13 protein-coding genes are annotated in these 8974 nt (G+C 69.6%); 4 read left to right on the top strand and 9 right to left on the bottom strand.

Going from position 1 to position 8974, the window contains the following annotated elements:
• Positions 1 to 351 (top strand): PIN domain-containing protein (locus tag ABDW35_RS25595; RefSeq protein WP_343716689.1); only part of this gene is annotated, 351 nt, incomplete at its 5' end.
• A gap of 16 nt (positions 352 to 367) precedes the next feature.
• On the opposite strand, the gene ABDW35_RS25590 is transcribed toward ABDW35_RS25595, so the two are convergent.
• The 7 genes from ABDW35_RS25590 to ABDW35_RS25560 all read right to left on the bottom strand — a co-directional run bounded on the left by ABDW35_RS25590 (position 368) and on the right by ABDW35_RS25560 (position 4924).
• Positions 368 to 844: an SRPBCC family protein gene (locus ABDW35_RS25590; protein ID WP_343716688.1), complete on the bottom strand. Its 477-nt coding sequence runs from the start codon at positions 842 to 844 to the stop codon at positions 368 to 370.
• The gene (locus ABDW35_RS25585; RefSeq protein WP_343716687.1) at positions 841 to 1176 is read right to left on the bottom strand and encodes a metalloregulator ArsR/SmtB family transcription factor; all 336 of its coding nucleotides are present in this window, start codon (positions 1174 to 1176) and stop codon (positions 841 to 843) included. Before ABDW35_RS25585 ends, ABDW35_RS25590 begins: the two co-directional genes overlap by 4 nt.
• Positions 1173 to 1637: a VOC family protein gene (locus tag ABDW35_RS25580; protein WP_343716686.1), complete on the bottom strand. Its 465-nt coding sequence runs from the start codon at positions 1635 to 1637 to the stop codon at positions 1173 to 1175. Before ABDW35_RS25580 ends, ABDW35_RS25585 begins: the two co-directional genes overlap by 4 nt.
• Before the next feature lie 108 nt (positions 1638 to 1745).
• The gene (locus ABDW35_RS25575; RefSeq protein WP_343716685.1) at positions 1746 to 2243 is read right to left on the bottom strand and encodes a hypothetical protein; all 498 of its coding nucleotides are present in this window, start codon (positions 2241 to 2243) and stop codon (positions 1746 to 1748) included.
• Positions 2244 to 2264: 21 nt separating this feature from the next.
• A complete protein-coding gene (locus ABDW35_RS25570) occupies positions 2265 to 3281 on the bottom strand; it encodes an ABC transporter substrate-binding protein (protein WP_343716684.1) in 1017 nt (338 codons plus the stop codon).
• Positions 3282 to 3294: 13 nt separating this feature from the next.
• On the bottom strand, positions 3295 to 4104 hold the full coding sequence (locus ABDW35_RS25565) for an ABC transporter permease (RefSeq protein ID WP_343716683.1): 810 nt from the start codon (positions 4102 to 4104) through the stop codon (positions 3295 to 3297).
• On the bottom strand, positions 4094 to 4924 hold the full coding sequence (locus ABDW35_RS25560) for an ABC transporter ATP-binding protein (RefSeq protein ID WP_343716682.1): 831 nt from the start codon (positions 4922 to 4924) through the stop codon (positions 4094 to 4096). The genes ABDW35_RS25565 and ABDW35_RS25560 overlap by 11 nt, the downstream gene beginning before the upstream one ends.
• A gap of 164 nt (positions 4925 to 5088) precedes the next feature.
• On the opposite strand from ABDW35_RS25560, the gene ABDW35_RS25555 reads away from it, so the two are divergent.
• A complete protein-coding gene (locus ABDW35_RS25555) occupies positions 5089 to 6099 on the top strand; it encodes a zinc-binding alcohol dehydrogenase family protein (RefSeq protein ID WP_343716681.1) in 1011 nt (336 codons plus the stop codon).
• Between the two features lie 12 nt (positions 6100 to 6111).
• Here ABDW35_RS25555 and ABDW35_RS25550 read toward each other — a convergent pair whose 3' ends face one another.
• Positions 6112 to 6444: a hypothetical protein gene (locus ABDW35_RS25550; protein WP_343716680.1), complete on the bottom strand. Its 333-nt coding sequence runs from the start codon at positions 6442 to 6444 to the stop codon at positions 6112 to 6114.
• 101 nt (positions 6445 to 6545) lie between these two features.
• A complete protein-coding gene (locus ABDW35_RS25545) occupies positions 6546 to 6887 on the bottom strand; it encodes a hypothetical protein (protein ID WP_343716679.1) in 342 nt (113 codons plus the stop codon).
• A 248-nt stretch (positions 6888 to 7135) separates the two neighbouring features.
• Here ABDW35_RS25545 and ABDW35_RS25540 point away from each other — a divergent pair, with 248 nt between their 5' ends.
• Both ABDW35_RS25540 and pyrB read left to right on the top strand, forming a co-directional pair.
• Positions 7136 to 8149, top strand: coding sequence for a sugar-binding transcriptional regulator (locus ABDW35_RS25540; RefSeq protein ID WP_343716678.1), 1014 nt, complete (start codon positions 7136 to 7138; stop codon positions 8147 to 8149).
• A gap of 60 nt (positions 8150 to 8209) precedes the next feature.
• A partial coding sequence (gene pyrB, locus ABDW35_RS25535; RefSeq protein ID WP_343716677.1) for an aspartate carbamoyltransferase occupies positions 8210 to 8974 on the top strand: 765 nt, incomplete at its 3' end.

Here is an 8974-nt window from a genome sequence, read left to right as displayed (position 1 = left end):
ATCGACTGGCTGATCCGGCATGACGCCGAACTGGCGCTGCCGACGGTGGTGATCGCGGAAATCGCCTTCGGCATCCAGAAGATCCAGCCGGATCGGCGCGCGGCCCGTCTGGAGCGGGAACTTTCGTATTGGCGGCGCCGGTTTGCCGACAGGATCTTCGGCCTGACCGAAGAGGCCGCGCTGGCCTATGGCGAGATCATGGGCGCGGCTTCCCGCCAGGGCCCCGGGATGTCGGCCCCCGACGGCATGATCGCCGCCATCGCCCGGGTCAATGGAGGCCGCCTGGCTACCCGCAACCTGGCGGATTTCCGGACGACCGGGCTCGACCTGGTGTCGCCCTGGGTGCGATAGCCGGGCACCGTCGCCCCTACCCGTCGAACCGTGCCGTCCCCCGATAGGCCCCGAGCAGGGCCTGCCACCATTCGCCGTGGCGCTGCAGGAAGATCCCGTCGGGGAAACGGTGCCGGGCGACATGCTGCTGGGGCACACTGTCCCAGCCGCGATGCTCGACGGTCACGCGGGTCTGGTCGTCCACCGGGTCGAACCGGACCTCGACCTCGGTGGCCTGGTCGGGCGTGAAGCTGGCCTGCCTCCAAGAGAACACCAAGCGGCGTCCCGGCTCCCACACCAGGATCCGGCCGATCTCGAACACCCGCCCGTCCACATAGGTCTCGGTGAACCGGCCACCGGGCCCTTGTTCGAAGCGCAGCATTCCGGGCGCGCCCGGGCTGAACTGGAACAGGGCATTGGGCCGCCACCACAGGCCGATGTCGCGGACGAAGGCGGTGAAGGCCCGCTCCGGCGTCGCGTCGACACGCAGCGAGACGAGGATGCGCGAAGTCATTCCGGTCGCTCCAGATGCGCCTTGAAGGCGGCGAGCTGGTCGACCCAGAGCCGCTCGGTCTCGGCCAGCCAGGCTTTCAGATCGGCCATCGGTTCCGGCCTCAGGCTGTAGATGCGGACACGGGCATCGAACTCCGGATGCGCCTCCTCGACCAGCCCGCCCGCCTTCAGCGTCCGCAGGTGGCGGCTGAGCGCCGGCGGGTTGAGGCCCAGCGCCTCCGCCAGTTCCCCCGCCCGCCGCGGCCGCTCGCGCAGCAGCTCGACCACCCGCCGCCGATGCGGATCGGCCAGCGCCGCGAGGGTCTGGTCGAGGCTGGCAACGGCTGGTTTCACATCCAGCCTTCGATCTTCAGCCCCGAGGCCTGCTCCGCCTCCTCGCGCGAGACCTGGCGGATGGCCTGCCCGAAGACCCAGACATGGCCTTCCGGATCGGTCGCGCGATAGGTGCGGTCGCCGTAGAACTGGTCGGCCGGACCCTGCGGGACCACCGCCCCCGCGGCCCGCGCCCGGGCGCAGTGTCCGTCGATGTCACGATCGACCCGGACATGGAGCATCTGCGTGTTCTTGCCGCCGATCGAAGCCGGGCTGGCGACGAACTCCGCCCATTCCGACCCGACATAGATCAGCCCGTCGCCGCCGACCCGCATCTCGGAATGGGCCAGGTTCCCGTCCTGGTCGGTGATCACCATGCAGCGCTCGAAGCCGAAGGCCTTCTCCAGCCAGTCGAGGGCCGCCCAGGGGTCCTTGTAGAACACGCTCGGCGTCAGCGCCGGGCGCGAGACGGACTCAGCCATGGCTCATCTCCTTCACCAATATGGAAATATTTAACGATAAGGAGAAATATCGAGTCAAGAAATCTCAGCGACCCTCTGTGCGGCAGCGGAAGGTGCCGGAACGGGCGCCTAGCGGCCGATCACCTTCGGCGACAGGGCCTCCACGAGTTTCTCGGCATTGCCCTGGGCCGTGTCCGCATCGGCGGCGATGGAGCGGATCGTCAGCAGGTCGCCATCGCGCAGCATGACGGCGGTGGAACCGGCGGACGACCCCATCGGCCATGTGGTCAGCCACCCCACCGCGGGCGAGACGCTCAACTCTGCCAGGCTGCAGGCCGGGTCCTTGGCCTGGCAGAGCCGTTCCAGATCGGCCATCGAGGTCTGGCCCGAGCGCACGCGCTGCTCCGTGCCGTCGGTCTGGCGGCCGATCCTGATGTCGATCATCGGCCCGCCCTGGCAGCCGGAGCAGACCAGCGTCACGCGCCCGGGTTCGGCCTTGTGGATGAAGCCCGCCCCCAGCGCGGTGCTCGCATCCTCCGCCACGGTCGAGAGATCGTGAACGGCGAAGCCCTCCGCCTGCGCTTCCGTCGCGACCAGGGCGGCAAGGCTCAGGATCAGGAAGCGCATTGGCGGGCTCCGTTCGTGGTCCTACTTGATCGCCTGGGCCTTCTCGGCGAAGCGCGGATCCCAGGTCTTGGACAGGTCGATCTGCGCGTCCTTCAGCTCCGGGCTGAAGCGGTGCAGGATGTCCAGCGCGGTCTGCATCCCCTCCGGCTTGATCAGCCCATCGCGGGAATACATCGGCAGGGAAGCCTTCACCGCCGCGACATAGAGATCGCGGTCGCCGAGCAGATACTCCTCCGGCACCACGGCGGCGACATCCTCCGGCTTGGCGGTGGCCAGCCAGCGCAGCGACTTCATGAAGGCGTTGACCAGCGCCTGCGTGGTCTCCGGATTTTCCTCGATGAAGTCTTTCTTGGCATAGAGCACGGCCGCCGGCACCGGGCCACCGAACACCGACTTCACCCCCTCCTCCGTCCGCGTGTCGACCAGCACCGAGACGGCGTCGGTCTGCTGCAGCTTCGAGATCACCGGGTCCAGATTGGCCATGGCGTCGATCTCGCCATGCTCCATCGCCGCCACCGCGCTGGGGCCGCCGCCGACCGAGACGAAGGACACGTCGTCCGGCGTCAGCCCTTCCTTGGCCAGGAGGGCGTTGACGAAGAAGTTGGTCGAGGAGCCGGGTGCGGTGACGCCGATCTTGCGGCCCTTGAGGTCCGCCACCGACTTGATCTCGCCGGCCAGCGACTTGCGCACCACCAGCACGATGCCGGGGAAGCGGCCCAGTTCGACCAGCGCCCGGATGTCCTGGCCCTTCGCCTGCATCAGGATGGTGTGCTCATAGGCACCGGTGGTGACGTCGGTCGACCCGCCCATCATCGCCTGCAGGCTCTTGGCACCGCCAGCGAAGTCGCTGATCTCGACGTCCAGCCCCTCCTCCTTGAAGAAGCCCTTCTTCTCCGCGATGGTCAGCGGCAGGTAGTACAAGAGCGGCTTGCCGCCGACGCCGATATTGATATGCGTCTTCTCCGGCGCCGCCATGGCCGCGGGCGCCGCCAGCGCCAGGCCGAGGACCAGCGCGATTCCGCGCAGCAGGGTCTTCATCCGTTTCCTCCCGTCATCCCTGGGCCGAGGCGCTGCCCGCGCTCTCCGGCCGCCACACCAGAAGCCGCCGCTCGATCACCGAGACGGCGGCGTCGATCGCCACCACGAAGGCCGACAGCACCAGCATGCCGGAGAACACGCCGACCACGTCGAACACGCCCTCGGCCTGGGCGATGCGGTAGCCGAGCCCGGCGGTGGCGCCGAGATATTCGCCGACCACGGCGCCGACCAGGGCGAAGCCGACCGAGGTGTGCAGGCTGGAGAACACCCAGGACAGCGCCGAGGGCAGGTAGACATGGCGCAGCAGCTGCCGGTCGTTCATCCCCAGCATCCGGGCGTTGGCCAGCACGGTCGGGCTGACCTCGCGCACGCCCTGATAGACGTTGAAGAAGACGATGAAGAACACCAGCGTCACGCCCAGCGCCACCTTCGACCAGATGCCGAGGCCGAACCACAGCGCGAAGATCGGGGCCAGCACCACGCGCGGCAGCGCGTTGGCGGCCTTGATGTAGGGGTCGAACACCGCCGCGGCCGTGGCCCGCCGGGCGAACCAGAAGCCCAGCGCGACGCCGCCGAGCGAGCCGATGGCGAAAGCCAGCACGGTCTCCAGCAGGGTGACGCCGAGATGGCGCCAGATGACGCCGGAGGCGAAATCCTTCCAGGTGCGCTCGATTACGCTCAGCGGCGTGGCGAAGAAGAACGGGTCGAGGATCTTCGTCGCCGTCAGGATGTGCCAGGCCAGGAGGCAGATCACCGCGACCGCGATCTGCCAGGCCAGGATGCGGCCGCGCCCCCCTTTTGCAAAGGCAACCTCAGACGACATCGCCATAGGCCTTCATCACCTCGTCCTTCAGCGCCGCCCAGATCGCCCGGTGCAGCGCCACGAACTCCGGGTCGTGCCGGGATTCGGCCAGCTCCCGCGGCCGGGCCAGCCCGACCCGGTGGTCGGCGATGATCCGCGCCTGCGGCCCGGCCGACAGCACCACCACCCGGTCGGCCAGGGCGATCGCCTCCTCCAGGTCGTGGGTCACGAACAGCACCGCCTTGCGCTCGGCCGACCACAGAGACAGCAGCAGGTCGCCCATCACGATCCGGGTCTGGGCGTCGAGCGGGCCGAAGGGCTCGTCCATCAGGAGGAGCTTGGGTTCCAGGATCAGCATCTGGGCCAGGGCGACGCGCTTCTTCTGACCGCCGGACAGCTGGTGGGGATAGCGGTCGCCCATCGACGCAAGCCCGACCCGGGTCAGCCAAGCCTGCGCCCGCTCCCTCGCCTCCTTCGCCGCCACGCCGCGCACCAAGAGGCCGACGGCGACGTTGTCGCGCGCGGTCTTCCACGGCATCAGCGGATCGGCCTGGAACAGGTAGCCGGCGTCGCGGTTCAGCCCCTGCAACGGCTTGCCGAACACCGAGCAGCCGCCGGAAGCCGCAGGCACCAGCCCGGCGGCGACATTCAGCAGGGTCGACTTGCCGCAGCCGGTGGGGCCGACGATGGCGGTGAACTCGCCATCCGCCACCACCAGGTCGGTCTCGCCCAGGGCGACATAACGCCCGCCACCCTTCAGCGGATAGGCGACCGAGATCCCGGAAAACGCGATGGCCGGCGGCGCATTCCCGCTGCGTGCCGCCTCGGCGACTCTCTGCACTCCTGGCTTCCCCCGGATGGTCGGCCCTGGGCGGGCCTCTGGGACTCAAGGCGGCAAGTCTGTCCCATATCCGGCCCGGCTTTCCAGTCAAACGCGCTCGACAATCGCGATTTGTCCGATCAATTTGGGGCCACCCCCACCGCGAAGCCCGACATGGACCGACGATGAAAGCGATCCTCTGCGAGAAGCCCGAGACCCTGCGCCTGATCGACCGGCCGGAGCCGCAGCGCCGCCCGGGCGAGGTGCTGGTGCGGATCCGCCGGGTCGGCATCTGCGGCACCGACTATCACATCTACAAGGGCAACCAGCCCTATTTCGAATATCCCCGCGTGATCGGCCACGAGCTGGGCGCCGAGGTGGTGGAGGCCGATGCCGGCAGCGCCTTCCGCCCGGGCCAGGTCGTCGCCATCCAGCCCTATCTGCATTGCGGCACCTGCGGCGCCTGCCGCCGCGGGCGCACCAATTGCTGCCGCACCCTGTCGGTGCTGGGCGTGCATCGCGACGGCGGCCTGTGCGAGTTCCTGTCGCTGCCGGAGGAGAACGTCGTGCCCGCCGAGGGGCTGAGTGTCGACCAGGCGGCGATGGTCGAGTTCCTGGCGATCGGCGCGCATGGCATCCGCCGCGGCGCGCCGGGCGCGGGCGACCGGGTGCTGGTGGTCGGCGCCGGGCCGATCGGCATCGCCGCCACCATCTTTGCCAAGCTGCGTGGCGCCCATGTCAGCGTGCTGGACCTGAATGCGGGGCGCCTCGCCTTCAGCCGCGACGTCTTGAAGGCCGACGCGGTGTTCGAGGGCGGCGGCGACATCGACGACCGGCTGAAGCAGGCGACCGATGGGGAGTTCTTCGACCTGGTGGTCGACGCCACCGGCAGCCCGGCTGCGATGCACAAGGGCTTCTCCTATGTCGGCCATGCCGGCAGCTACGTGCTGCTGAGCATCGTCATGGGCGAGATCGGCTTCTCCGACCCCGAATTCCACAAGCGCGAGACCACGCTGCTGGCCAGCCGCAACGCCACCCGCGAGGATTTCGAGCATGTGCTGGCGTCGATGAAGGCCGGCCATGTGCCGACCGCGGCGCTCGGCACCCATCGCGGCGCCCTGGCCGAGGTGCCGGCTCTGGTGCCGGGCTGGAGCCGCCCGGAGGCCGGGGTGATCAAGGCGCTGGTCGAGGTTTGATCCCGCAGGCCTTCAGCCGAACTCCGGCGCCAGGCCGGCAGCGCTCCCCTGCTCGGCCTCGGCGAGGAGGTGCTCGAGCCCCCGGCGGATACTCCGGGCCTCTCCGCTCGTCATCGGCATCGCCGGCATCTCGCCGGCGAAGGCCGTCTTGCGGTGCTCGTGCGGCAGATCCAGATAGTTGAGCGCCGAGATAGCGCCCTCCGGGATGTCCCGCAGCAGGAAGTCATAGCCCCGGCGCAGGAAGTGCACCTCCCAGCGGTCCTGCACCCGGTCGAGCCTGTCCAGGTATCGCTTCACCAGCGGCGCCGAGAACAGATCGTAATAGCTGCGCTTTCCCACGGACATCGCCAGTCCTCTGCTGATTCGGCAATGGGTCCCGACCGGCTTCACCCTGGGCGAGCGGCCGTTAATCCTCCGTGAAGCCTGCGTGCGTCAGGCGATCACGGTCACGGCGCGGCCGGCGGCCTGTCCTCGGCCGGCCGGAACGGCCGGGCGCGTAGGTCCAGCCGGCGCTTCAGCCGTCGGATCTCCTCCTGCAGTCGGGCGTTCTCGCTGCGCAGCTGCCGCATCCGCGAATCCGCCGCGGCCAGCCGGTCGGTGAGCGGGTCCATCCATTGCGACCGGATCGGCCGCGACACCCGGGCCGGCGCCAGCAGGTCCCACCAGGTCCAGCCGCTGCCGCGCACCAGCCGGTCCGCCGCCAGGGCCGCGGCCGCCCGCTCGCCGTCATGGTCGGAGCCGAGCATCCCCAGGATCCGGATCAGCCGAGTCAGATCGCCCTTGCGCATCCCGCCTCCCCCATCGTGTCACGTCGCCTGAGATGGCGGCGGGACCGCCGCCGGCAACCCTCGCGCCCGCCCGGGTCTGGCCTGCCGTTTCCCGGCTGGTCGGGTGCGGCCGGATTTGCTATGGTCCGATCATCGCAAAGGCAGCGGGCCGCACCGGAACTCCGGTGCGGCCCGTTCCGTTTGGGACCGCTTGCAGCGCGCCGCCCCTGCCCCCACCATGGTGGCCGGGAAACGCCGGACCGGACACGATGAGCGAGACGCGCCGCCTGGACACCGTGAAGACGCGCCGGCGGCTGCCGGAGGCGGAGTCGGCCGACCCGCCGGTCGATCCCGAGGAGCAGCAGCAGATCCGCATCGCCTGGGCCTATTTCGTCGAAGGCCTGACCCAGGCCGAGATCGCCGAGCGGCTGGGCCTGACCCGGCTGCGGGTGAACCGGATCCTGCAGCTGTGCCGCGAGAACGGCATCATCCAGATCCGCATCCAGTCCCCCCTCGCCTCCTGCGTGGCGCTGGAGCGGGCGCTGATCCGCCGCTACGGGCTGCGCGATGCAGTGGTGGTGCCGACGCCGCGCGACGAGGACAAGATCCGCGCGGCCATCGGCGTCGCCCTCGGCGGTTATGTCGAGAATGCGGTGCATGACGGCATGCTGGTCGGCATCGGCTGGGGCCTGACCCTGCGCCTGGGCCTGCAGTCGATGCGGCGGCGGAAAATGACCGACCTGTCCGTCGTCTCGCTGATCGGCAGCATGACCCGCGGCTCCGGCGAGAACACCTTCGAGATCGTGTCGCGCTTCGCCGACCTGCACGACGCCGACCGCTTCTATCTGGCCGCCCCGGTCTATGCCGATGACGAGGCCCAGCGCGACAGCCTGCTCAGCCGTGGCGTGCTGCGCGACATCACCGACAAGGCGAAATCGGCCGATCTGGCGCTGGTCAGCGTCGGCAACGTCTCCGACCAGAACCTGATGCTGGCGCTGGGCGTGGTCGACCGCGAGGTCGCGGCGCTGCGCGCGGCCGGCGCCGTCGGCGACGTGCTGGGCACCTGGCTGGACGTCGAGGGCCGGCCGGTCGACCACCCGCTGAACCGGCGCATGGTGGCGCTGTCGCTGGACGACCTGGCCCGGATCCCGACCGTGGTGCTGGCCTCGGGCGGCGGCTACAAGTTCGAGATCATCCGCGCCGCGCTGCGCCGCCGCTGCGTCAACGTCCTGATCACCGACGAGAAGCTGGCGGAACGGCTTGCGGAAGACGGCGAAGGCTGAGAAGACTCGGCTCCGCACCGGCGCCGGCTTCGGCGCCCCTCCGGACTACGGGCGGATACCATGGACTTCCAGGGCAAGCACTTCCTCTCGACGCGCGAGCTGACCCTCGACTCGCTCGCCGCGGTGTTCCGCGTCGCCGACCTGCTGGCCCCGGTGGCCCAGGGCCGCGCCACCACGCGGGTGCTGGAGGGGGCGGTGCTGGGCAGCCTGTTCTTCGAGGCGTCGACCCGCACCCGACTGAGCTTCGAGGCCGCCTTCCAGCGCCTGGGCGGCGCGATCGTCAACACCACCGGCTTCACCTTCTCCTCGATCGCCAAGGGCGAGTCGATCTACGACACCGCCCGGGTGGTCGCGGGCTATGTCGACACGGTGGTGATGCGCCATCCGGAGGAGCGGGCGATCCATGAATTCGCCGCAGCGACGCACATCCCTGTGATCAATGGCGGCAACGGCGCCGGCGAGCACCCCACCCAGGCGCTGCTGGACATCTATACGATCGAGAAGGAGTTCGCGCGGATCGGCCGACCGGTCGACGGCGCCCGCATCGCCCTGGTCGGCGACCTGAAATACGGCCGCACGGTGCATTCCCTGATCCACATCCTGTCGCTGTATCAGGGCCTGACGCTGAGCCTGGTCTCGCCCGAACCGCTGCGCATGCCGGCCGAGCTGGTCGAGCACGCCCGCAGCCGCGGCCATAGGGTCGAGGAGCATGACGAGGTGACGCGCGGCGTCGCCAAGGCCGACCTGATCTATGCGACGCGGGTGCAGAAGGAGCGCTTCGCCGAGGGCGAGCTGTCGGCCGACTACGCGCCGGACTTCCAGATC

This window comes from Inquilinus sp. (genome assembly GCF_039594555.1).
GTDB lineage: Bacteria > Pseudomonadota > Alphaproteobacteria > DSM-16000 > Inquilinaceae > Inquilinus.
This window is presented reverse-complemented; position numbering and strand designations above follow the sequence as displayed.

Excerpts from the sequence above, each read along its gene's own strand:
- ABDW35_RS25590 (WP_343716688.1), bottom strand. The coding sequence starts at position 844 with ATGACTTCGCGCATCCTCGTCTCGCTGCGTGTCGACGCGACGCCGGAG.
- ABDW35_RS25580 (WP_343716686.1), bottom strand. The coding sequence starts at position 1,637 with ATGGCTGAGTCCGTCTCGCGCCCGGCGCTGACGCCGAGCGTGTTCTAC.
- ABDW35_RS25575 (WP_343716685.1), bottom strand. The coding sequence starts at position 2,243 with ATGCGCTTCCTGATCCTGAGCCTTGCCGCCCTGGTCGCGACGGAAGCG.
- ABDW35_RS25570 (WP_343716684.1), bottom strand. The coding sequence starts at position 3,281 with ATGAAGACCCTGCTGCGCGGAATCGCGCTGGTCCTCGGCCTGGCGCTG.
- ABDW35_RS25565 (WP_343716683.1), bottom strand. The coding sequence starts at position 4,104 with ATGTCGTCTGAGGTTGCCTTTGCAAAAGGGGGGCGCGGCCGCATCCTG.
- ABDW35_RS25555 (WP_343716681.1), top strand. The coding sequence starts at position 5,089 with ATGAAAGCGATCCTCTGCGAGAAGCCCGAGACCCTGCGCCTGATCGAC.
- ABDW35_RS25550 (WP_343716680.1), bottom strand. The coding sequence starts at position 6,444 with ATGTCCGTGGGAAAGCGCAGCTATTACGATCTGTTCTCGGCGCCGCTG.
- ABDW35_RS25545 (WP_343716679.1), bottom strand. The coding sequence starts at position 6,887 with ATGCGCAAGGGCGATCTGACTCGGCTGATCCGGATCCTGGGGATGCTC.
- ABDW35_RS25540 (WP_343716678.1), top strand. The coding sequence starts at position 7,136 with ATGAGCGAGACGCGCCGCCTGGACACCGTGAAGACGCGCCGGCGGCTG.